Raw genomic sequence first — 22,853 nt, forward strand, 5'->3', positions numbered from 1 at the left:
TGGCAATGTTTGAAAATATCTCTGCCGCACCGGCCGATCCTATTCTCGGGCTGACCGATCTTTTCCGCGCCGATGACCGCGCGAATAAAATCAATCTGGGTATTGGTGTCTATAAAGATGAAACCGGTAAAACTCCGGTTCTGACCAGCGTAAAAAAAGCAGAACACTATCTGCTGGAAAATGAAACCACCAAAAACTATCTGGGCATTGACGGTCTGCCAGCATTCGGTCAGTGCACGCAGGAGCTATTGTTTGGCAAACAGAATGCCATCATTGCCGACAAACGTGCCCGCACGGCGCAAACGCCGGGCGGAACCGGTGCATTGCGCGTAGCCGCTGATTTCATTGCAAATCAGACGTCTGCAAAACGTATTTGGATCAGCAACCCAACCTGGCCAAATCACAACAACGTCTTCTCCGCTGTCGGTTTGGAAGTTTGCCAGTATGACTACTATGATGCAGCAAACCACGCACTGGATTTTGATGGCCTGCTGAATAGCCTGAACGCCGCACAAGCGGGTGACGTAGTTCTGTTCCACGGTTGTTGCCACAACCCAACCGGTATCGATCCTACCGCTGAGCAGTGGGCTACGCTGGCTGAATTGTCAGTAGCCAAAGGCTGGCTGCCGCTGTTTGACTTCGCCTATCAGGGCTTTGCCCGTGGGCTCGAAGAAGATGCGGAAGGCCTGCGTCTCTTCGCAGCAAAACACGATGAACTGATCGTATGCAGCTCATACTCTAAAAACTTCGGTTTGTACAATGAGCGCGTCGGTGCCTGCACACTGGTTGCCGCAGATGCCGCAACGGCAGACAAAGCATTCAGCCAGGTGAAAGCCGCTATTCGCGCAAACTACTCCAACCCACCGTCACACGGTGCGACTGTTGTTGCGACCATTCTGGGCAACGACGCGCTTAAAACCATGTGGGAGCAGGAATTGACGGCGATGCGTGAGCGCATTCAGCGTATGCGTCAGCTGTTCGTGAACACCTTGCAGGAAAAAGGCGCGCAGCAGGATTTCTCCTTCATCATCGACCAGAATGGGATGTTCTCATTCAGCGGCTTGACCAAAGAGCAGGTTCTGCGTCTGCGTGACGAATTCGGCGTTTACGCGGTGAATTCCGGCCGTATCAACGTTGCAGGAATGACGCCAGAAAATATGGCTCCGCTCTGCGAAGCGATTGTTGCCGTACTCTGATTCTTCCGCGATCAAAAAAGCCGACATAGAATGTCGGCTTTTTTATTTCTGCGTTTCAAGTCTGTAAAACACTACCAAATCGCGGCATCTTCACGCAGGAAAGGGTTGGTTTTGCGCTCATGTCCTAAGGTCGACATCGGGCCGTGTCCCGGGATAAACGTCACATCATCACCCAGCGGCAGCAGTTTGTTTTTGATGGACGCAATCAATGCCTGATGATCTCCCTGTGGGAAGTCGGTACGCCCTACGCCGCCATTGAAAATCACATCGCCTACCTGTGCCAGCCGTGATTCCGCATCAAAGAAAACAATGTGGCCCGGTGTATGGCCTGGGCAATGGAAAACCGCCAGCGTCGTCTCACCCACGCTGACCTCATCACCTTCCTGTAGCCAACGTGATGGCGTCAGCGGCGCGCATTCTTCCAGACCAAACATCCGGCTCTGTGCCGGTAACCCTTCCAGCCAGAAAGCGTCTTCAATCTGCGGGCCAATAATGGCTACCTGATAGTGCTCGGCTAACTCGGCAGCCGCCCCCACATGATCCAAATGACCGTGCGTTAACAGAATCTGTTTAACCGAAACCCCTGCATCCGCGACGGCACGTTTGATTTTTTCTGCATCACCACCAGGATCGACAATCGCCGCTTCATTGGTTTTTTCGCACCATAACAACGTGCAGTTCTGGCTAAATGCCGTCACCGGGACAATTTGATATTTCATATCACTCCATGTTGAATAAACTGAGCGGCTCGCGATGCCTTAGCGAGCCGAATCAAAAAAGTGTCGTGCTGTGGTAGCAGATTACCAGGTGCGGACGGGGCCGGTATCGATGTGAACGAAATCGCTGCGTGGGTAGTAGCCAACGCCGCCGGCACGCATTTTCATCGCCGCTTTACGAATGTTAGCGAGTTGAACGCCTTCAATATGGAAATCCATCGCCTGCCCTTTCGTGTGGTAGCTCTGCTTTGCCACCCCTCTGCTATGCGCGCGTAATTCATTATTCGTATCTATCGCGCGATAACCAGAAATCAGCTGTACGGGCTTGTTGGTGCCCAACATCACCTGTAAGCGATAGAGCTGATCGAAGAGTTGAGGATCAATCGTTTTGACTTTATTGGCGCGATAATCGCGGAAAAAGTGATTCAGGCGAGAAAGTTCTGACTTGTTATACCGTTTGCCATCAAAGAATTCCGTTTTCAGCCGCTCTCCGGTATTCAGATTGTTCAGCGTCAAAATTCGTGGTCGGGGTGTAGATAACGTCGCAAATGCCTGACCGGGAAGCAGTGCGATACCCAACGCGGCACCACCCAGTGCAAGCCACTTACGGCGATGATTGTCAATGTGATCCATAGAACAAGTACCCTGGCTAAAGAACGGTATAAAAGGAGGCACAAAACGTGCCGCCTTGAACCTTAACTGCCAGAGAAAAGTGAGTCAACCCGCTTTGCTTACGGGTTTGCGGGAGATCGCATCGATCCCCCGCAAAACGATAAAATACCGATACCGCTAATGCTCGTGTTTTCAATACTTACTGAAGCAACAGCCCTGCTCTGGACAGCACTTTCGTCCCGGCACGAGCGGTGTCATCATAATTGTAAATATCTGTTCGGAACTGCGGTCTACCATCTTCAGCCACCCACGCGGTCAGGTAATAGAGGTTGACCGGAATCCGATGTTTCATTGACACAAAGGTGGTATTTCCCTGATCCAGCGTGGAAGAAATACGACTATTATTCCATCCCGCATCCTGCAATAACATGCTAGCCAGTTCCGATGCTTTATTAACCCGCACGCAGCCGGAGCTCAGCGCCCGGATATCACGCTGGAACAGATTGTGATTAGGCGTGTCGTGCAGATAAATCGCTTCTGAATTCGGCATATTGAATTTATAGCGTCCCAGCGAGTTATTCGCACCTGGGGCCTGACGCAGTCGATAAGGGAAGCGCTCTGCTGAAACCATCGGCCAATCGATCATGGAAGGATCGATCGCTTCAGCATCCTGACTCCAGCCGGACAACACCGTGTAGCCATGACGCTGTAGATAGCCGGGGTCGCGTACGACTTTAGGAATGATGTCCTGCCGAGTCAGCGTCGTAGGAACATTCCACGGCGGATTGACCACCACGTTATACAGCGAGCTGCTCATCAATGGCGTTTTGCGTTTAGGCTGCCCAACAATGACGCGCGATGATAAGCGTTCAGCGCCATCCTGATAATAGATCAGTGAATAATTGGGGATGTTCACCATGATACCGGTGTGGACATTGTCCGGTAACAGACGCAGACGCTGGATATTCAGCGCCAACAGCGTTGCGCGCATTTGCGGGGACACATTGAGCCAATCGCGCGTACGCTTACCAATAACGCCATCATCCTCCAGCCCTTGCCAGTGCTGGAAGCGTTTAACCGCGTCAACCAGTTCGCCAGTATAACGATCGTCGATAGCACCGCCCTCGACCAGCGGAGCCTGCCCTGTCGATACTGTCGTCGCGGCGGTATTTTCGTTAAATAGAGTAATGCTCTCCGTTGAAGACAGCATGCCCGTACGTTGCAGAATTTCACGCAGTACCGCCAGTTCCCGACTCTGCTGTTCAGGGCGCAGAGACTCCGCCAGGTTCAGGCTCGGCCACGGGCGATTGTCCGTCAGCATCGTCTTCAGCGCTTCATGCATTTTGGCGTATTGCGAATGCTGTGGTGCCAGCGAAACGACATAGGCCGCGCTGGTGCCAGATTTCACGGCCTGTTGCCATTGCGAAACGACATTGAGCGCCGGCGATTGCAGACGGTAAGGTACGCTGCTGTACAACCAGTCATTACCGCTACGTTCTACACCCGAAACGAACTGCAAATAGCCCAGCATCGCATCCGAGAGCACGGCATCGCGCGCAAATCCGGTCAATTGTGGATCGGTCAGCCAGGTTACCCACGTAGTGAACTGCGGTTGTACGCCAGCTATCGCCAATTCAGCCAGCTGTTGTTGAAACTGTTGAACCGCACGGTTATCTGCCCACATAGGTTGCATCTGATGTTGGGCATAAAGCGATGATAAATCAGAGAGATAATGTAACGTCATACCGTGCGGCAGCGCGGCCAGAAGCCCTGCACGGCTATTTTCTACAGACACCACGCCCGAGCTTTGCGATAAGCCGGATACCACCGTCGGAGATGCTGCCAGCACCGAAAACGAAGGAGACAGGCTTCCGACCCAAATACAACCCACGCGTAACAGCAGCCTGACCATTTTTCGTTTATGTAACAACAACATCCATTTATCCCCTGTACTCATTAATCACTATGCTTTCACGACAATCCACGTTGGATATGGAAATAACAAACCGAATTCGCTCGTATACGGTCATACTCGCGTAAGCACATTCTTTCACTTTGCTCGTGTAGAAAACGAGAAAGAATGAAATGTGATCGTTTTTATATCGCGCCCGTTATTACGGTACGCCACCTTGCAACATAAAACCGCAAATCCTTCTACGGCCTGCAATCGTTTTATCGTCAGTATATAAAGAGAAAAATATTTTTGCTTCTTCTTCTGGGTATTATCTTAGTATTTGATGAACCTATTCGCCGTCAGCATTCTCTTTACGAAAAAATAAAGCCGCTTAAAAAAGCGGCTTTATGATTATAGAAGAAAATAACAGCAAGGTTTATCGCTACGAGGCTTGCTCTTGCGTCTCTGGCGCTTCCGTTCCGAAACCACGCAGCCCGACCACATGGACGTGCTCGTTGTTCTGGTAGACTTTACGCACCAGCTTATAGGTGGTTCCCTTCTCGGGACTGATATTTTCCGGTGCCGCGATAACCAGCTGCATTTCCAGACGATCGCAGAGCTCGAACAGCGTCGCAATCGACTTGGCATCCAGACGCGCCGCCTCATCGAGGAAGAGCAGACGACATGGAATAATATCTTTGCCACGCAGGCGCTTAGACTCTTCTTCCCAGCTCTGCACCACCATGACCAGAATCGACATCCCGGTACCGATGGCTTCCCCGGTCGACAGCGCCCCACTTTCCGCGCGTAGCCAGCCATCCGCGCCACGGTTAACTTCAACTTCCATTTCAAGGTAGTTTCGGTAATCCAGCAGCTCTTCACCGATAGTTTGCGGCGTGCGCTGTCCCATATCAATTTCAGGATTCAGACGCTGATACAGTTTTGCCAACGCTTCCGAGAAGGTCAGACGGTTGCTGTTAAACAGATCCTGATGCATTTCCTGCTGTTCGGACAACACGTTGAGCAACATAGTATGCGTTTCGCGCACGTTGACGTTGAGGCGAACGCTCTTCACCTGACCAAATGCGACCGCTTGCAGCCCCTGGTTCAGCATCCGAATACGGTTCTGCTCACGCTGGATCGTTTTACGAATGATGTTTGCCACGCTGCGTGAACTGATGGCCAGCATCTGCTCACGTGCCGTCAGCTCTTCAGTCAGACGATTAAGCTCGATCTCCATCTGCTCAATCGCTTCTACCGGATCATCGGTGCGGATAATATCCTGACGGATACGCTCGCGCAGATGCTGGTAAACGGCGATATAGAACTGAATCTTGCGCTCAGGCCGCTTCGGATCTTCAGAAAGCCGCAGTACATCACGCAAATGTTCGTTATCCGCAACCGCCAGACGCAGCGCACCCAGCGCCTTATCCGACATGGAACGCAGTTCATCGCCTTCCATATAGGCGAGTTCACGACGGTGCAGACGACGCTCGACGCCATTGTCTTTCACCAAACGCATGACTGCACACCAGCCCGCTTTCGCCGTGACAACCTGCTCACGCATCTGGTGGTAATCACGCTCCAGCTTGCGCAACTTCTTCTGCAAACTGTCCATTTCCGCTTCACAGAACGTAATCTGTTTTTCCAACTGATTCCGGCGTGAACGGTTGGTGCTTAATGCGGCATGCAGCTCGTCACGACGCTGACGGGCGCGCGCTTCGGCATCAGCATCCGCACGTACACCGATATCCTGAAGTTCTTGCGTCAGCTCCTTCAGCATGTCCTGTTTGGCATCGTAAGAGCTTTTCAGCGATGCCTGAACCTGACTGTACTGCGTCAGCTGTGCCTGATGCTGGCGTAGCTGTTCACGCGCTTTTGTCCGCTCCGCTTCAGCCTGTTCCAAACGATGGCGCAGTTTGTCATTCAAGCCTGCATTTTCACCCAACATTCCGGCCGAATCGGCATAGCTGAAGTGCGCGCGACGCTGCACAACTTCGGTCAACGCAAACGCCTGCTGTTTTGCCTGCCGCTGTGCGTTCTGCGCCTGCGTATAATCTTCCTGCAACTGCTCATGCTGCTGCGGGTCGCTTTGCAGAACAGAAACCAGCGGTTCCAGCTTGGCCAGCGTCGCACCGTGCTGCTGAATGAAGCGAGCAGACTCTTCGGTTTCATCCAGCTCTGCACGAATCTCTTCCACGCGATCCTGCAATGTCTCATCGCAAAGCAGGCTAATGCGCGGAATCAGTTTATTCAGCAGTGCGCTGGCTTCTTTCGCCTGATCGTACTGCTGACGCTGCTGCTGGTTTTCGCCATCAAAGCTGGCCATCGCACGATCCAGCTCGCCACGACGGGAACTGAGCGTACGAATTTCTGCTTCGGGATCTTCATCAAAAACGACAGCCAGATGCGTGCCGATAAAGCGGCTGAACGACTGGTGAAGGCGCTGCGTTTTTTGCACGTCAAACGACATCGTCGCGTACTGCTCAGCCAGCGCTTCGCGCTCATCACGCAGGCTTTCCAGACGCATTTCCCGCGCGGCGCGGCCAAACAACGGCACTTCAGGGAAACGCGAATAACGCCACTGGCGCTCCGCGACTTTAACTACAACAGCACGTTCCAGTTCTTCAACGGCAAATACGCTGTCATCAAACGACTGCGGATCCCCCTCGATCAGATACAGGTCTTCCGGGCAATCTTCCAGACCGGCAAGCTGATCGCGCACCAGAGAAAGATCGGACACCACAATGGCATGGCGGGAGGGCCCATAAAGCGCCGAGAAGTACGGCGCATCATCCAATGTCACGTCATCATAAATTTCAGACAGCAGCACGCCGCCAAAGCGTTCCGCCAGCGCGTTCAGGCGCGGGTCTTCCGAACCGCCGGGCTGACTCAGTCGCTCAATCTGCGCTTCGATCTGCCGCTTGCGGGCTGCGATGTCATCACGTTCAACCGTGGTTTCACGCTCGCGCTCCAGCAACTGCTGCATGAATTCCGTCACCTGACGGCTATCTTCAAACGTTTCGCCGCTCTGCTCGCTCAGTTGCGTCAGCATTTCCTGTGCAGCCAACCAGACTGGCGCACGCGCCGTCAGCTTCTGAATGCGCTGTTGAGTCTGCTCCAGCTCCTGACGTAGCGCCATGCGACGTTCACCCGCTTCTGCCACCAGCGATGACAGCGTTTCGATGCGGGCATCAAGTTCTTGCTGGAGTGATTCCAGCTCTTCCGGTTGATAATCCTGACCGTTGCGCTTGCTGAAATCCTGCAATAATCGCTCGGCATCCTGCTGTTCGCGCAGGCGCTGTTCCAACTCAGACAGACGCATCCGCAGCGGCTGTACCCGCTCCGCCTGATAGCGTTGCGAAGAGCTATCGCGCAACAGGTCGCGTGCAACCTGCCAGGCTTCGTTGCGATTCACCGCACCGGCAATCTTGCTCACCAGTTGATAGGCTTGTTCAAACTGGCCGTGCGCCGCATCGGCCACGCTCAGTTTCTGCTCCAGCATCAGCAGAATTTCTGTCGCTTCCTGCTCTTTCGCCTGATAACTATCCAGCCACTCATCCGCGTTGTCTTCCGTTAAATCTGGCAGCTGACACAGCGAGCGGGCGCGTTCCAGCGCCTGCTGAGCCTGCTGATACTGAATGGCGCGCGTCTGCTGCACGTCCAACGCCTGCTGATAATCGGCAAGCTGACTTTTCAGCTCATCCACTTCAAGCTCGGCAGCGTCGGCGCGTTCTTCGTTTTCTGCCTGCTGCTCCCGCGCTTCTTCCACCACCTCGTTCTGTTCTTCGAGGCGATAGCTCAATTCTTCCAGGTCGGCGTTATAGCGCTCGATTTTTTCCTGCTGACGCATCGCTGTCTGCACCAGATTCAGGTGATCGCTGGCCGCCTGATAATCCGTTTCCAGATCGCCTTCGGCACCGCTCTGCTCCGCCAGCTCCCGCGCCATTTCTACATGACGATATTGCTCACTCGACAGTTGCTTACGGCTGGAGAACAGGTCACGACGCAGTTCCAGCGCTCCATCCAGGTGAATACGACGCTCATTGGCGTGCCGCATGTAGTCAGCGGCAACATAGGAAGTCGCTTCAGAGATCAGATGCTTAAACAGATCGCGATCGGACTGGGTGACGCGAATCGCCTCCAGCGTCATGCGGTTTTCACGCAGCGCGGCTTCCATATCCTGAAACGCTTTCCGCACGCCGCTGTTTTCCGGCAGCAGGTAGTCACGCAGCGAGCGAGTAATCGCGCTGGAAATACCGCCGTACAGCGAAGCTTCGATCAGACGATAGAACTTACTGCGATCGGAAGCAGAACGCAGGCGACGCGGCACCACGCCCAAATCAAACATCAACGAGTGATAATCGGTGATGGAGTTAAACTGCTTGAACTGAACGCCTTCCATCTCCTCGACGCGCTCTTTCAGCTCCTGCAATGAGAGCACGCGCGCCTGACGATCGCCGACCACCTGCGTCAGAATTTGCGTCGGCTGTATCGCCGTCGGTAATCCCTGAATGGTGAAAGGCTTGATGTCGACTTTACGGTCGCGCCCTGCCACCTGCTGGAGACGAACCCCAACCAGCACGCGCTGATGACGCGAGTTAACGACATCCAGCGTGGAGTAGCAGACGCCGGCGCGCAATTTACCGTGCAGACCTTTATCGCGTGAGCCGCTGGTGGCACCGGCTTCGGTGGTGTTCCTGAAGTGCAACAGCGTCAGGTCGGGGATCAGCGCCGTAATAAAGGCGGCCATCGTAGTGGATTTCCCGGCACCGTTACCGCCGGATAGCGTGGTAACCAGTTCATCCAGATCGAAGGTGCGGGCGAAAAAGCCGTTCCAGTTGACCAGCGTTAGTGAGCGAAATTTACCGCGTTCAATCATTCCTGTTCATCCTCAACACTTATTCATCCTCGCCCGTTTCTGGCGCGGTATCATCGGTGCGATCGTTATCGTCGCTGTCATCTTTCAGCGACAAACTACCTTCAACAGGCATCGCTTCACCATCGCGGATCATGCGTAGCTGTGCTTCGCGGGCATCATCACCGCTGCGTACATCGGCCCCGAAGCGGAACACCGATTCAGTAATTCTGAATTTGCTGCTGTCATTGCCCATAAAGTAGATCATACCTAACCGACGTAAGCGGTTAAGCGAGGTTCTGACTTTTTCCTGTAATTTTTGGCGATCCAGATCAGAACCGGTAGAACGCTGGTTAACCAGTTTCAGCAGCTTACTTTCATCCGCCAGACTCAGCAGCTCTTCATACAGCTCCTGCTGGCTGAAAATGCCTTCGTGCGCCAAACGCTCCGGGCTCAGATAGAGATAGCAGAGAATTTTCCCTACCATCATATCCAGCTCAGACAATACCGAGCGCGGGATCAGCGTGGTAGAACGCGGACGCAGATAGAAAAATCCTTCCGGCGCGCGGATCAACTCCACGTTGTAACGGCTATAGAACTCTTCCAGCACCTCCTGAAAATCCATCAAAAATACGTGGTTTTCCAGTTCTTCAATACCAATATGGCGCCCGGCGCGCAATTGGCTGTCCAGCGCAGGAAAGAGGTTATTCGACAGCGCGGTTGCCAGTTTCACTGGCATAAATTGTTCAATATTTGTCGATGACATGGGCCTGCACCTTGGCTCCGTAATCATTGATCGCCTGCCACAATGCAGGCAATCCGGTGAAATCTGTTTCGGCTACGCCCAGACGTACTGCCTGGTCGACCACGATTCGGGCAACATCAAAATGCCGCGAGCGAGGGTGCTGCGCGAGGTACTCACGCATCACTTCACTCAAGTCCAGCGGAATCTGTTGCGCTTTATATTTATGCAGCGCCTGCTCGACCAGCGCGATCAGCTGCTCGCGCATTTCACTAAACTCTTCGTATTCCAACTCCGGCGGCAGTTCACCGGTCACTTCTTCACTACGCAGCGTCAGCTCTTCGTCACGCATATCCAGCAGACGATCCGCGTTGGCGAACGTCAGCGCCCAGGGGCTATCGAAATAGCTCTGCACCGACTGACGCAACCGCTGGGCAAAGACGCGGTTTTTATCCATATCAATCGCGGTACGGATAAACTTATGTACGTGGCGGTCATAACCAATCCACAGATCTATCGTCTGCTGTCCCCAGCTCACAATGCGATCGAGTTTGTTTTGCAGGTCAAACACCAGTTTGTCGACAAACTCCAGATTATGCGGATTATTCATAATCGCATCCTGAATGCTCAACAGGCTCGTCTGCAATTTGTCGCCTGCGGCTTCCAGCGTATCCTGTAGCTCACGCAGCGTCGATGACGTTTCCGTCAGCAGTTGTTCACAGCTACTGATCGCGGCTCGCCAGTCCTGATTCAACAACGCGGCGATATCGTCTTTAACGCCCTGCTGCTGCTCATCCATCACGCGCTGTGACAGATCGATACTGTCAAAAATTTCTGCAACGGAGTATTTCAGCGGCGCAAAGACGTTGCGGTGCCAGTGAAACTCATCACCGTCTTCCTCCGCCGCATCAGCAGCACGGTTGAGCTCTTGCGCCACGATAGAGAGCTGCATGGAAAGGCGCAGCGTCGAGAACTCACGCTGCCGAATGTAATAATCGGTAATGCCAATCCCCAGCGGCGTCAGACGATAAATCGCATTACCTTCGGCCTGCTCGCTGGTAAAGCGGTTAAGCAAGCGCTGGCGCACCAGATCGTTAATCGCGTTATTGGCGCGAAGGGTAATGGTTTCGTTCGTCTGATCAAATCCCTGACTCACATGACGGAAGGCATCAATCAGCTCACCTTCACTCATTTCACCATCCATGCGTTCGCCGTTAAGCGTGGCAATCGCCATCAAAAACGCCAGGCGTTCGGTGGGGAGGGAAATGGAGAAATCGTTTTTTCGTGCCCAGGCGACCAGTTCGGGTACAGTCTGGGAAAAATCACTCATAATGCATCCTTCAAATGGGGTTTATGCGCCATGACATGGATATAACGGCCCAAACTCACAAAAGGCTCTTGCCGACAATACCGCTGTTCAATTTCCAGAATGTCGTCAAATTTCTCAACTTGCTGCTGCTTATTTTTCAAGTAGTCATGAAACACGCGCACGCCAGTTTTCCCGCTAATGGTCAGCCCCATCTCATCAAGCCAACCGTACACATCTTGCGGGTTCAGCGGGTGATCCGGCGAGAGCGAGCGCCGTTTACCCTTAGGCATCCCGGCCTGAACATAATCAAAGTTACCCACCACCATGTTACGCATCAACAGCCCATGATGGTTATAGAACATCAGGGACAATGCGCCACCCGGCGACAGGCAATCGTACAGTATTTTAAGTACCTGCTGCGGTTGCGCGACCCACTCCAGCACCGCATGGAACAATATCAGATCGGCGGGGCTATCCATATATTGCGCGATATCCTGTGCGGCACACTGCACAAAACGCATATTATGGGTAACGCCCTGCGCCGCTGCCGCATGTTTGGCGCGCTGAATCATCTCACCGGAAACATCGCACAACAATACCTGATGTCCTAAAGCCGCCAGACGACAGGCTATTTGCCCTTCGCCGCCCCCCGCATCAAGGATGCGCAGAGGCCGTGCCGGAAGCTGGGTCAAAAGATCGCTAAGATCCTGCCACAATACCGCCAGCCGAAGTCTCCCCTTCGTCGTGCCATAGATATTCTGAGCAAATTTTTCGGCGATATCGTTAAAATTGCGATCCTGCATCAGTCATTGTTCCGCATCATATAAACGGGGATCTCGTGCAGGACATGTCTGCGCGATGCGATTTTTTTCCAGCCTGCCATTTTGGCACAGGCTGGCTTAGAATAAATGGCCTTACCGCATGATATCTTCCCGGATGCGGGTTTTTCACTCAAAAGGAATGCAATTTTATGCTTTTCACACTCAAAAAGTTCGTCGGTGGCCTTCTTCAGCCCCTGCCATTGCTATTGCTTCTGATGGGTGTTGGCCTGTTGCTGCTCTGGTTTACCCAGCGGCAGCGCACGGGAAAAACGATAATATTAGCCAGTTGGCTGATGCTTATTCTGCTCAGCTTGCAGCCTGTTGCCGATCGGTTGCTATTACCATTGGAATCACACTACCCAACCTGGCGACAAACGCCGCAGGCGAGCAAAGCCGAGTATATTGTCGTGCTAGGCGGGGGATATACCTATAACGCGGAATGGGCACCCAGTTCTAACCTCATCAGCAACAGCCTCCCGCGCGTCACGGAAGGTGTTCGCCTTTATCATGCCAATCCCGGCGCAAAGTTGATTTTTACCGGTGGAGCCGCACAGGGTAACCCTGTCAGCAGCGCGAAAACCGCGGCGCTGGTCGCCGAAAGTTTGGGCATTCCCCAGCAGGATATCATCATTCTGGATACGCCAAAGGACACGGAAGAGGAAGCGGCGGCAACCGCTAAGATTGTTGGCGAACGCCCTTTCTTGCTGGTGACCTCGGCCAATCATTTGCCTCGCGCCATGCGATTTTTCCAGGCTCAAGGGCTAGCGCCGATTCCCGCGCCAGCCAATCAGATGGCAATTACCTCCGCGCTCAACCCGTGGGAAAAAGTATTCCCTTCCGCTTACTATCTATCGCACAGCGAACGAGCCTGGTACGAAACGCTCGGTCGCCTCTGGCAGGCACTGAAGGGAACCACGGCAGCACCGCACGACGCGGAACAACCGCAGACTCACTCCAGCCAGGGAGATAGCTCTCGAGAAGCGACATCAAATAGCTGACGGTCTAGCTGTCCCGTGTGGATATAGCGGGATACGGCTTCCCAAATGACATAGAGCCAGCGCCGGTAGACAAAGGATTCAGATACCGGTGCCTGTTTCAGATAGTGATAAAGCAGCTGCTCCGGCATGCCAGATTCACAAAGCCGGAAGAGTTCATACTCTCTGGGTGCCCACAGCATCATTCCCGGATTGATCATTGCCAATAGCTGATCGCTACGCGCGTCCTTCAACATACTGCGTAGCGACAGGTTACCGTGTACCAACACACAGCCATCCTCAAAATCGTCAAACAGCATTTCTAAGCACTGGCGCGAACGATACAGCACGCTCCGATCCTGCTGCGTAAGCTGCGGCGCATTAACATTGAGCAACGTGGACCACAGGACTTCCAGACGCTGTTGATACCAACTGAACCAGTCATTGTCCTGCGTGCTGTCCACGGAACCGACGCAGCCGTGACTATCAATTCGGTGCCAGGCCAATACGTTTTCAACAATTTGATCCATCAGCAGCGTCCAGCGCTGACCGTTTCTTGGCGGCGCTTCCACCGACACGCCGCGTAAACGCTCAATCAGCAGCAGTTCCCGATAAGGCTGCTGTTGCGTCAGTACCAGTCCATAAACGGTTGGCAGGCGCACGTCGCCCTCACGCGCCAGCATCGAAAGTTTGTAGGCTTCCTGCTGCGCCACGCCCTGACAAACATAACTTTTAGCCAACAAAGGAATGGCGTTGCCTTCTTTATCATACAAGGCATACAGATCCGCATACGGCTGCTCGCTTATGCGCTCAAGTCGGCTGAGGCTTTCCCCCAACACCGTGCTGAGTTCTGATTTCAACTGTTCCATAAACGGCTATACCTCAGTTGAGCCAAATAGCTCCACTCACCATGATGCGGCGAGCAGGCGACAAATACTTCAACGCAGATCAAATATACTCGTCATACTTCAAGTTGCATGTGCGTTGGCATCGTTCAGTCACCCGAATCACTTACCTATGTAAGCTCATCGGGATTCCTTCACTTGCCGCCTTCCTGAAACTCGAATTATTTAGAGTATAAGCGGGGGATCAATGGCGGCAGGGATAACTCCTGCTGAGGTTGCTTCAGCGATATTCCCTACTCGTCAGTAGGGAATATCGGAGTGACAGGCTAGCGTGTTAACACGCTGCCATTATTCGCGTTCAAAGGCGCCCAGATCTGGGGCAGATCCTTTGTAAGGCAGTTTGACATCCCCGCCCTTATTGATCAGTGCGCTACCCGAAGCAAGACGCAGGCTTTTCAGTACTGGCAAGCTGCCGTCAGCCTGACGCGGAGCATCCCATCCGGTCACGGAAACGCTCTCGAAGTCAGAATCTGATACCGCAATTTTCAGATCCCACGAGTTATAGCGCATGTTCGCGCCATCGGAGAACGACAGGTCTTTACCGCCGTGAGAAACGTTGTTGCGTAACGTACCCAGCCCAATCGCTTTTCCGTTTGCATCAATGCCGCGGATATTAAAGTTCGGGTTATTTTTATAGCCAGTGTTGTTAAAGAAATCGTTCGCTACCGGATGGTGATTGGCATAAAAACCCGCGGCTTTATTTAAAAACGCAACCGAGTTACGCACGGTATGCTTCACCGCATTCGCCACATAAACACCACCGTAGCCACCGATTTTAAAACCGTTACCGTTACCCGCAGCCAGTGACTGTGTCGTCCCCGGTAAATAACCGTGCGACCAGGCCCAGGAATTTTCAATGAGCACCGGAGAATAAGCATTAATTAAGTCGAAGCCATCATCCGAGTTTGACCACGCCCGGCAACCGCGGAAAATATTACCCGGTTGGTTAGCAGGGATATGCGCACCAAAGCCATCACCACTTTGGCCAGCACCATTAGAGGTCAGTGGATCGTAATTATGGTGAGAGTCACTATTCAATACCAGGTTATTCCCACCACGCTGGATGAATAGCCCCGTTCCCATAATATGGTGAATATTCAACTGCTCGAATATATTATTGCTGCCCCTTATCCACACGCCCCAGGATTCATGGTTAAGGTTATTACGCTGTGGGACACCGGTTATTTCCAGTCCTTTTACGGAAACCCAATCTGCAACGACGTTGAATCCTTTAACCCGGCAATCATCCTGCATCTGGCTGAAATCAAAAATCGGCACTTCCCCGCTAGATGCCCAATACTCAATGCGCTTACCTTCAGTACCGCTCTTACTCAGCGTGATCGCATTCACCACATCAGTACGCGTCGTACAGACGTTTAGTCCTTTGGTAAACACGTATTTACCACCACGGATCCACAGGCGGTCACCAGGGTTTAATGTTTTCTGTGCACGGTCGATTGTTTTCCAGGGAGAGTTTTTACTGCCGTTATTCGCGTCGTTGCCGTTGGGAGCCATGTAATAAACCGCCGCGCTGCTGCCCGCGGCAGCCCCCATTAACATACCGCCGAGAAAAATTTTTGCGATATAATGTTTAGCATTCATATTATTACCATCCTTAGTTGAAATAACAAAAACGCCATGCGAAAACATGGCAAATTGATAGTAGCATTTAAATATAAAAATAAAAGTTCCACTCACGACAAATCAATTCAGAAGGGGAATAAGCCATCCGCATAAATAAAGCAGCACGGCGTAATTTGAGAGTTTTTAAGAATAGTTATCTAAATAAGTGCTAAATAATTTAAAAGATAATATGTCGCATAAAGAAAAAACGTCATGGAGAAAATCTATTCCGGCAAGAATAGGTTCCCCCATGACGTGCTTATAACCAGCGGGTGTAGCAGGTGTTACTGACTCGCCATGACGTGCCGCACGCGGGCCAGATCTTCTGGGGTATCCACGCCGACGCTAGGAATGGCTTTGGCGACCGCAACGTGAATTTTCTCGCCGTACCACAGCACGCGCAGTTGCTCCAGTAATTCGATTTGCTCCAGTTGGCTCGGTGCCCAACTGACATAACGACGCACAAAGCCCGCACGGTAAGCATAGATACCGATATGGCGCAGGAAGTGATCGCCAATGGTTTCCTTAGACTGAGCAAAACGCTCTCTGTCCCAGGGAATAGTCGCACGGGAAAAATACAGCGCGTATCCTTCAGCGTCGGTAACGACTTTTACCGCATTCGGATTGAATGCTTCTTCGCTGGTTTCAATCGGCACCGCTAGTGTCGCCATTCCTGCTTTACTGGCAGCGAGGTTTTCCGCCACCTGACGAATGATAACGGAAGGAATGAGCGGTTCATCGCCCTGAACGTTCACGATGATGTCATCATCGGTAAAACCGTAACGTTCGATGACTTCAGCCAGGCGCTCTGTACCAGAATTATGATCGGCGCGGGTCAGGCACACTTCACCGCCCGCTTGCTGCACGGCCGCCTCGACGTCGGGATGATCGGTGGCCACAATAACGCGCTGCGCCCCCGATTCCAGCGCCCGTTCCATCACATGGACGACCATTGGTTTGCCGTTGATGTCCGCCAGCGGTTTACCCGGCAGTCGGCTTGACGCAAAACGCGCAGGAATGATCACAGTAAAGGTCATTGTGTTATCTCATCAGCCCCGAGTTTACGCGCTTCGTTTTCCAGCAGCACAGGGATACCATCACGAACCGGATAGGCCAAACCATCGACCTTGCATATCAGTTCCAGTTTCTCTTTATTAAAGTACAGCCGACCATTACAAACAGGACAGGCAACAATCTCAAGTAAACGGTGATCCATGCTTCCTCCATCTTTGGCCGATCGATGACCGGCATGTTCTTTCTCGCTACAGCAGCGATCTAATAAGGTGATATCCACAAGGGATATCTGAAACCGTGGTAGCAGACCACTTTATGCTCTGCTGTCCGCATTCCGATTAAGCACATGTTCCAGTTTGTCGAGCAATTGCGTGCCGTAGGGCTCAGCTAACACGGCATCGACGGGCAGATACCACCAGTTACCCTGAGCAAATGCCTTACATTTTACGGCATCTTTTTCCGTCATCAGCAGCGGCTGTGTCGCATCCTGAGTCAGTGAGTCGAGCTGTTCTGGCTGGTACGATTGATGGTCAGCAAAGGCAACTTCACGAGCAATGCTAACACCAGCATCGCGCAACGTAGCAAAAAAACGCGGAGGATGTCCGATGCCTGCCATCGCAACGACATCATGCAACTGGTTCAGCGGTCGTGACTCACCAGAAAGCAAGTTAACCGCCATACCCGCCGTGAGTGTCATGCCTATCTCGTTTGTTCTCGGCGTCCCGCCGTTAACAATAACGGCATCCACCGAAGCCAGACGGCTTTCTCTTTCCCGCATTGGACCTGCGGGCAGCCACCATCCGTTGCCAAAACGCCGCATCCCGTCAATCACAACCAGTTCGATATCTCTCTCCAACGCATAGTGCTGTAATCCATCGTCGGTGATCACCACATCTAGCGTGTGCTGTGCCAATAATGCACTCACGGCATCCCGACGACGGGGAGCGACCGCCACAGGCGCACCGGTACGCTGGAAAATCAGCACCGGTTCATCGCCAGCTTGCGCCGTCGTGACCGACTCATCCAGCAACAGCGGATAACGTTCAGCTTTCCCGCCATAACCACGTGATACTACGCCGACACGATAGCCTCTGCGTTGCAGCTGTTCGACGAGCCAAATGACGACCGGTGTTTTCCCATTGCCACCTGCCGTCAAATTCCCCACAACCACGACGGGCACGGGAGATCGCCAGCTTTTTCGCCATCCCCATCGATAGCTCTGGCGAATCAGAAACGTAATGAGTCCGTATAGCCACGAAAGCGGCAGCAGCAGCCAATAGAGCGGCGACCGTCCAGACCAGATGCGCTCAATCATTCGCCAAACTGCATTTTATGCAACTGAGCATAAGCCCCGTTCGCCGCCAGTAACGCAGCATGGTTACCACGCTCAATGATTTTGCCGTCTTCCACCACCAGAATCTCATCTGCTTTTTCAATCGTGGAAAGACGGTGTGCAATCACAACCGCAGTACGATCTTTTTGCAGCTCGTCTAATGCAGCCTGAATCGCACGCTCAGATTCCGTGTCCAGCGCCGACGTAGCCTCATCCAATATCAGGATCGGGCTATCCCGCAACAGCGCACGGGCAATTGCGATACGCTGCCGCTGTCCGCCGGAAAGCATCACACCATTTTCACCAATGACCGTATCCAGACCGTGATCCATCTTATTGATGAAATCCATCGCATACGCCATTGTCGCCGCACGTTCAATTTCCTCACGGCTATAGTGCTCATTGCGGGCATAAGCAATATTGTTCGCTATCGTATCGTTGAACAGATGGACGTTTTGAGAAACCAGTGCGACCTGATTACGTAAGGAGGACAGGCGGTACTCACGTAGATCGTGACCATCGAGCAGAATCTCACCTGACTGAATGTCGTAAAAACGCGTGATCAAACTGGCAATCGTTGATTTACCCGAACCAGACCGACCAACCAATGCCACCGTTTTTCCTGCTGGAATATGCAGATTGATATTCTTCAGCGCCAGATTTTCTTTCCCCGGATAAGCAAAATTCACCTGACGGAATTCGAGTTCGCCTTGCGCACGCTCAATGTCCCGTTTACCGGTGTCACGCTCTTGCTCCATATCCAGAATCGCAAACAGCGTCTGGCACGCGGCCATACCACGCTGGAACTGTGCGTTAACGTTGGTCAGTGATTTTAACGGACGCATCAATGCGATCATGGAAGAGAATACAACCGTGATTGTCCCTGCCGTTAGCGTTTCCATCACGCTGGGGAAACTGGCGGCATACAGTACAAAGGCCAATGCCAACGAAGCGATTAACTGAATGATAGGATCAGAAATTGAAGAGGCGGAAACCAGCTTCATGCCCTGCTGACGCATCCGGTTGCTAACCTGATCGAAACGTTTAGTCTCAACGTCCTGGCCGCCAAACATCAGCACTTCTTTGTGGCCTTTTAGCATTTGTTCCGTGCTGGTGGTGACATGCCCCATCGTGTCCTGCATATTTTTACTAATACTGCGAAACCGCTTGGATACCACACGCATCGCGATCGATACGATCGGCGCAATCACAATCAGAATGATGGACAACTGCCAGCTATAATAGAACATCAGAATGAACAGGCCGATAATTGAGGCCCCTTCCCTGACGACCGTCACCAACGCGCCGGAAGCAGAAGCCGCAACCTGCTCTGAGTCATAAGTGATACGAGAGAGCAGCGTCCCGGTTGATTGCTGATCGAAGAACGACACCGGCATGCCCATAATATGGGAGAAGAGACGGCGGCGCATATTCATCACCACTTTGCCTGAAACCCAGGCTATGCAGTAGCTGGATATAAATCCTGACACGCCACGCAGTATCATAAGGCCGATGACAACCAGCGGCATCCAGATTAATACGGCCCGTTCCGCTTTGCCAAATCCGTCATCTAACAGGGGTTTAAGCAGAGAGAGCATGAGTGTATCGCTAGCTGCATTCATAATGAGCGCAATTGCAGCAACAGCAAGCCCTGCTTTAAAAGGAGAGATCATCGGCCAGAGGCGACGAAAGGTCTGCCAGGTGGAGAGATCTTTATCATTCAGCATGTAGTAAACCTGAATCGGGAAGAAATAGCCGACCATTTTACTCATTATACCGCCCTACGCCAAACCACTGATGATACCAACGAGGCGATATGTGATCCCTGAACCGCAGAATGTGCCATGAATCGCTGAAAAAACGCGCACTTAACTGCCCGAATGACGCGGTATCCAGCCATGAGTAGCCATAGTGCCGATATCGTTCAACAATCTTTACTGAAGGCAACCGCCACGGGTTATAACGCGCCGCAGAAGCCATAGCAAACTCGGCATTAACCGCACGAATAAAGGAAGGCGATGATGATGTCTTACTGCCATGGTGAGGGATTTGTAACAAATTCGCACGCAGGGCACTGCGATCTAACCTAATCAATGCCTTTTCCGCATCTGACTCCAGATCGCCTGTCAGCAAGACGCTGTATTTTCCATCATCAACGCGAATAACACAGGAGTCGTTATTTTCCGCTCGTTCTACGAGCGCTAACGGCCACAGCACCGTAAACGTGAGATCCTGCCAGCGCCAACGCTCGCCGCGTAGGCAAGAGCGATGATGCATCGCGTTGGTCGCGCTATATATCGTTGCTTCAGGGTAAGCCACCTGTAGCGTTCCCAGTCCCCCGATGTGATCCATATGGCTATGGCTCAGGATAATGTTTTCCACGTCAACGCCCCGCCATCGCAGGTAGGGTAGAATTTCTCGCGTCGCCATATCGCCTCCTTCCCAGCGGTTTCCCGTGTCGTATAACACCGCTTTCCCACGCTGCTCGATCACAATCGCCAGACCATGCCCGACATCCAACATGTCCACGCGCCAGTCCGGCTCATCAGTCTTTATGCGAAAAACCAGCAAAACCACAATCAGAGCACTGACACTCATCGGATAGGCGCACCACCAGCTAAAGCGCCATATCACAACCGCGCCCCAGCCCGCGACGCTCGCGAGCAGCAGCGATGCATCAAGATATACCCACCCCGTCTGTAGATACGTCAGCGGAGCGAATACTACACGCAGCGAAATATCCGCCAGCCACCAGAGCATTTCACTCAGCGGCGCGAATGCCAGCGTGCTCAATGCCAGCAAAATGAGCGGGGTGGTAACGAAGGACACCAAAGGCACAGCCCAAAGGTTTGCAGGCAGCGAGGTGATACTGAAACCGTGGAAAATATGAAGCTGCAAGGGCATCAATAGCAGCGTGATTCCCGTTTGCAGGTGGATCCAGCGCAGCCAGAACCAGCGCCGTCGGGTCTGTAGCCGATGAGGAAGCGGTGCCCACTGGAACCAGAAAATTAGCGATGCGACAGCAAGGCAAGATAGCCAAAAACTGTCTGACAGTACGCTCAATGGATCGCTGACCAGAATCAGCGCGGCACACCATAGCCAGACCTGCCAGGCTGAGCCGTTGACGCTCCATACTTTTAAGCAAACCCATACGCTAAGCGCGAGAGCAGATCGCACAGCAGGCGGATTTCCTCCTGCCAGCCAGACATATCCCCAGGCAACCACGGCGCTCGTCAGTAATGGGAAACGATAGCCAATCCACTGCACGGGAAAGCCATACTGTAACGCCCGCGCCATTCCCCAACCAACCAGACCCGCAAGCACGATATGGAGGCCAGATATCGCCATCAGGTGCATCGTCCCGGTATTCTGAAGTAGCGTCTTGAGCTCCGGGCTAACCGTTTTCATCTCACCAAACGTCAGCGCCAGTAAAATAGAACGCCACGCTAATCCCTGCACCTGCTGCTCCGCCTGTACAATCGTGCGCTGGCGAAAGTCACAATGGCTATCGACCGCCTTTGCCGTTATCACACGGCCTGACAACGGTTGCCGTTTGGCTATCGCCCAGCGTTGGCTATCAAAACCGCCTTCATTTAGTCGACTGTGAATAGGTCGTAAACTGGCGGTGATTGCCCAACGTTGACCACCACACCAGTTTTCCATAGCCGGTGATAAGGTCAGCTGGGCATATAACGGAGGGAAAATCCGGCGCTGATTGATCTCTTCCAGCCGAACCGTGATCCAATCATCATCCTGCTCATTGAATCGTATGCTGCTGATCGTCACGACAGCGTTAACCTGACCCTGCGTAACGCGCTCGATTTGTAACAGTAAAGTTTGAGCATTCAACGAGGCCCAGCAAAAACTCATGGCAACAAGCGCCACACAGCGTATCCCCGCGTGACGATATCCGGCTAGCATCGCGCAGGTGGATAGCCCAATCCCCCACCACAGCAGCATTTGCGCGGGGATATGCGGTAAGAAAAGCAGCGGCAGAATACCCAGCACGCTCGCCCAAGCCAGACTATTTACTGACATCATCCCTTTTACTGACATCGTCCTTTGCCATGACACATCCTTCCCTCTTCCCTGTGGTTCGTCCTAGCATGTTGCAGTAACTCAAACTGATGCAATAGGACGAAAACTTCAGGTAGGGAAACGCTTCGCAAGAAAACGGCTAAATTGCAAACAATGGCATTCAACGTGCGAGCTGGATTCCAGTTTTTCAGGCGTTTGATACTGCGATAATTGACGGAAAAATTGATTGCAAAGAAGGAGGTGAATAATGAGGCGATTAAAAAGAAAAAGGATCGCAGAAGCGATCCTTTTACAAGCGCTATTTACCGTAACGTTGGTTACAGTAAAAACGATGCGTCAGGTTACTTAACTTCGCCCATCGCTTTCAGCTTTTTAGACAGCTCACGGCGCTCTTTCGACAGATCGGCGTTTTTGATGATGTAGTCATCAACGCGGTCTTCATAATCACTGCGCATGTTAGCGATGATATTCTGCACGTCCTCAATGGACATGCCAGGTTTAAGATATTCGCTCAGGTTGTCCAGCAGCAGGACGCGCTTCTGGTTATCACGAATTTTCTTTTCGTTGTCGACGATTTCACGCTGAAGCTTGTTTTTACGACGAAACATGCGCACGAATTCCAGCACATCCTGGAAACACGGCTTAGTGTCCTTATCCATCTTTTACCCTTACCTTAAGTCATACATAAATTCTTTATGCATTCACCATACAGGTTATACCCAGCGTCTTTCAAGCAGTGCTTACGCCCTTTGCGCTAACACCTCGCTGAGCGGATAATCTGTCATCAAACCATACCCTAAATAATTCGAGTTGCATGC

17 protein-coding genes are annotated in these 22,853 nt (G+C 52.5%); 2 read left to right on the forward strand and 15 right to left on the reverse strand.

Going from position 1 to position 22,853, the window contains the following annotated elements:
• Positions 1 to 5 precede the first annotated feature (5 nt).
• Positions 6 to 1,196 (forward strand): amino acid aminotransferase, encoded by a 1,191-nt coding sequence (locus MYB54_RS12660; RefSeq protein WP_039500745.1) that lies wholly within the window; start codon positions 6 to 8, stop codon positions 1,194 to 1,196.
• A 71-nt stretch (positions 1,197 to 1,267) separates the two neighbouring features.
• On the opposite strand, the gene MYB54_RS12665 is transcribed toward MYB54_RS12660, so the two are convergent.
• From MYB54_RS12665 to cmoM, 7 genes are all read right to left on the reverse strand, one after another.
• Positions 1,268 to 1,915, reverse strand: coding sequence for an MBL fold metallo-hydrolase (locus tag MYB54_RS12665; protein ID WP_248720835.1), 648 nt, complete (start codon positions 1,913 to 1,915; stop codon positions 1,268 to 1,270).
• Between the two features lie 81 nt (positions 1,916 to 1,996).
• On the reverse strand, positions 1,997 to 2,545 hold the full coding sequence (mepK, locus tag MYB54_RS12670) for a peptidoglycan L,D-endopeptidase MepK (protein ID WP_010277035.1): 549 nt from the start codon (positions 2,543 to 2,545) through the stop codon (positions 1,997 to 1,999).
• 178 nt (positions 2,546 to 2,723) lie between these two features.
• Complete coding sequence (ldtD, locus tag MYB54_RS12675; RefSeq protein WP_014915117.1) at positions 2,724 to 4,460, reverse strand: L,D-transpeptidase LdtD; 1,737 nt, start codon at positions 4,458 to 4,460, stop codon at positions 2,724 to 2,726.
• A gap of 400 nt (positions 4,461 to 4,860) precedes the next feature.
• A complete protein-coding gene (gene mukB, locus MYB54_RS12680; RefSeq protein WP_248720836.1) occupies positions 4,861 to 9,300 on the reverse strand; it encodes a chromosome partition protein MukB in 4,440 nt (1,479 codons plus the stop codon).
• 19 nt (positions 9,301 to 9,319) lie between these two features.
• Positions 9,320 to 10,042, reverse strand: a complete 723-nt coding sequence (mukE, locus tag MYB54_RS12685) for a chromosome partition protein MukE (RefSeq protein WP_010277044.1) — start codon at positions 10,040 to 10,042, stop codon at positions 9,320 to 9,322.
• Positions 10,023 to 11,348, reverse strand: coding sequence for a chromosome partition protein MukF (mukF, locus tag MYB54_RS12690; protein ID WP_010277046.1), 1,326 nt, complete (start codon positions 11,346 to 11,348; stop codon positions 10,023 to 10,025). Before mukF ends, mukE begins: the two co-directional genes overlap by 20 nt.
• Positions 11,345 to 12,130, reverse strand: a complete 786-nt coding sequence (cmoM, locus tag MYB54_RS12695; RefSeq protein ID WP_014915115.1) for a tRNA uridine 5-oxyacetic acid(34) methyltransferase CmoM — start codon at positions 12,128 to 12,130, stop codon at positions 11,345 to 11,347. Before cmoM ends, mukF begins: the two co-directional genes overlap by 4 nt.
• A 167-nt stretch (positions 12,131 to 12,297) precedes the next feature.
• On the opposite strand from cmoM, the gene elyC reads away from it, so the two are divergent.
• On the forward strand, positions 12,298 to 13,146 hold the full coding sequence (gene elyC, locus MYB54_RS12700) for an envelope biogenesis factor ElyC (protein ID WP_227528076.1): 849 nt from the start codon (positions 12,298 to 12,300) through the stop codon (positions 13,144 to 13,146).
• Here elyC and MYB54_RS12705 read toward each other — a convergent pair.
• The 8 genes from MYB54_RS12705 to tmaR all read right to left on the reverse strand — a co-directional run bounded on the left by MYB54_RS12705 (position 13,098) and on the right by tmaR (position 22,694).
• The gene (locus MYB54_RS12705) at positions 13,098 to 13,991 is read right to left on the reverse strand and encodes a YcbJ family phosphotransferase (RefSeq protein WP_010277054.1); all 894 of its coding nucleotides are present in this window, start codon (positions 13,989 to 13,991) and stop codon (positions 13,098 to 13,100) included. The two genes, elyC and MYB54_RS12705, sit on opposite strands and share 49 nt — an antisense overlap.
• Before the next feature lie 324 nt (positions 13,992 to 14,315).
• Complete coding sequence (gene pelN, locus MYB54_RS12710) at positions 14,316 to 15,629, reverse strand: pectate lyase PelN (RefSeq protein WP_039286892.1); 1,314 nt, start codon at positions 15,627 to 15,629, stop codon at positions 14,316 to 14,318.
• 305 nt (positions 15,630 to 15,934) lie between these two features.
• Entirely contained in the window at positions 15,935 to 16,687 is a 753-nt protein-coding gene (kdsB, locus tag MYB54_RS12715; RefSeq protein WP_102116294.1) for a 3-deoxy-manno-octulosonate cytidylyltransferase, read from the reverse strand.
• Positions 16,684 to 16,866 carry a Trm112 family protein gene (locus MYB54_RS12720; RefSeq protein ID WP_005967647.1) on the reverse strand — a complete coding sequence of 61 codons (183 nt, stop codon included), beginning with the start codon at positions 16,864 to 16,866 and terminating at the stop codon, positions 16,684 to 16,686. The genes kdsB and MYB54_RS12720 overlap by 4 nt, the downstream gene beginning before the upstream one ends.
• A 111-nt stretch (positions 16,867 to 16,977) precedes the next feature.
• Positions 16,978 to 17,979: a tetraacyldisaccharide 4'-kinase gene (gene lpxK, locus MYB54_RS12725; RefSeq protein ID WP_248720837.1), complete on the reverse strand. Its 1,002-nt coding sequence runs from the start codon at positions 17,977 to 17,979 to the stop codon at positions 16,978 to 16,980.
• Positions 17,976 to 19,724 carry a lipid A ABC transporter ATP-binding protein/permease MsbA gene (gene msbA / locus MYB54_RS12730; RefSeq protein WP_180791366.1) on the reverse strand — a complete coding sequence of 583 codons (1,749 nt, stop codon included), beginning with the start codon at positions 19,722 to 19,724 and terminating at the stop codon, positions 17,976 to 17,978. The genes lpxK and msbA overlap by 4 nt, the downstream gene beginning before the upstream one ends.
• Positions 19,725 to 19,761: 37 nt before the next feature.
• A complete protein-coding gene (locus MYB54_RS12735) occupies positions 19,762 to 22,053 on the reverse strand; it encodes a ComEC family protein (protein ID WP_248720838.1) in 2,292 nt (763 codons plus the stop codon).
• A gap of 323 nt (positions 22,054 to 22,376) precedes the next feature.
• Positions 22,377 to 22,694, reverse strand: a complete 318-nt coding sequence (tmaR, locus tag MYB54_RS12740; protein ID WP_039276381.1) for a PTS system regulator TmaR — start codon at positions 22,692 to 22,694, stop codon at positions 22,377 to 22,379.
• Positions 22,695 to 22,853: the final 159 nt, after the last annotated feature.

It is taken from the genome of Pectobacterium nicotianae (genome assembly GCF_023272715.1).
Classification (GTDB): domain Bacteria; phylum Pseudomonadota; class Gammaproteobacteria; order Enterobacterales; family Enterobacteriaceae; genus Pectobacterium; species Pectobacterium brasiliense.

Excerpts from the sequence above, each read along its gene's own strand:
- MYB54_RS12665 (WP_248720835.1), bottom strand. The coding sequence starts at position 1,915 with ATGAAATATCAAATTGTCCCGGTGACGGCATTTAGCCAGAACTGCACG.
- kdsB (WP_102116294.1), bottom strand. The coding sequence starts at position 16,687 with ATGACCTTTACTGTGATCATTCCTGCGCGTTTTGCGTCAAGCCGACTG.
- MYB54_RS12735 (WP_248720838.1), bottom strand. The coding sequence starts at position 22,053 with ATGTCAGTAAAAGGGATGATGTCAGTAAATAGTCTGGCTTGGGCGAGC.
- elyC (WP_227528076.1), top strand. The coding sequence starts at position 12,298 with ATGCTTTTCACACTCAAAAAGTTCGTCGGTGGCCTTCTTCAGCCCCTG.
- mukF (WP_010277046.1), bottom strand. The coding sequence starts at position 11,348 with ATGAGTGATTTTTCCCAGACTGTACCCGAACTGGTCGCCTGGGCACGA.
- pelN (WP_039286892.1), bottom strand. The coding sequence starts at position 15,629 with ATGAATGCTAAACATTATATCGCAAAAATTTTTCTCGGCGGTATGTTA.
- tmaR (WP_039276381.1), bottom strand. The coding sequence starts at position 22,694 with ATGGATAAGGACACTAAGCCGTGTTTCCAGGATGTGCTGGAATTCGTG.
- mukB (WP_248720836.1), bottom strand. The coding sequence starts at position 9,300 with ATGATTGAACGCGGTAAATTTCGCTCACTAACGCTGGTCAACTGGAAC.
- lpxK (WP_248720837.1), bottom strand. The coding sequence starts at position 17,979 with ATGATTGAGCGCATCTGGTCTGGACGGTCGCCGCTCTATTGGCTGCTG.
- MYB54_RS12660 (WP_039500745.1), top strand. The coding sequence starts at position 6 with ATGTTTGAAAATATCTCTGCCGCACCGGCCGATCCTATTCTCGGGCTG.
- MYB54_RS12705 (WP_010277054.1), bottom strand. The coding sequence starts at position 13,991 with ATGGAACAGTTGAAATCAGAACTCAGCACGGTGTTGGGGGAAAGCCTC.
- ldtD (WP_014915117.1), bottom strand. The coding sequence starts at position 4,460 with ATGTTGTTGTTACATAAACGAAAAATGGTCAGGCTGCTGTTACGCGTG.
- cmoM (WP_014915115.1), bottom strand. The coding sequence starts at position 12,130 with ATGCAGGATCGCAATTTTAACGATATCGCCGAAAAATTTGCTCAGAAT.
- mepK (WP_010277035.1), bottom strand. The coding sequence starts at position 2,545 with ATGGATCACATTGACAATCATCGCCGTAAGTGGCTTGCACTGGGTGGT.
- MYB54_RS12720 (WP_005967647.1), bottom strand. The coding sequence starts at position 16,866 with ATGGATCACCGTTTACTTGAGATTGTTGCCTGTCCTGTTTGTAATGGT.
- mukE (WP_010277044.1), bottom strand. The coding sequence starts at position 10,042 with ATGTCATCGACAAATATTGAACAATTTATGCCAGTGAAACTGGCAACC.
- msbA (WP_180791366.1), bottom strand. The coding sequence starts at position 19,724 with ATGCTGAATGATAAAGATCTCTCCACCTGGCAGACCTTTCGTCGCCTC.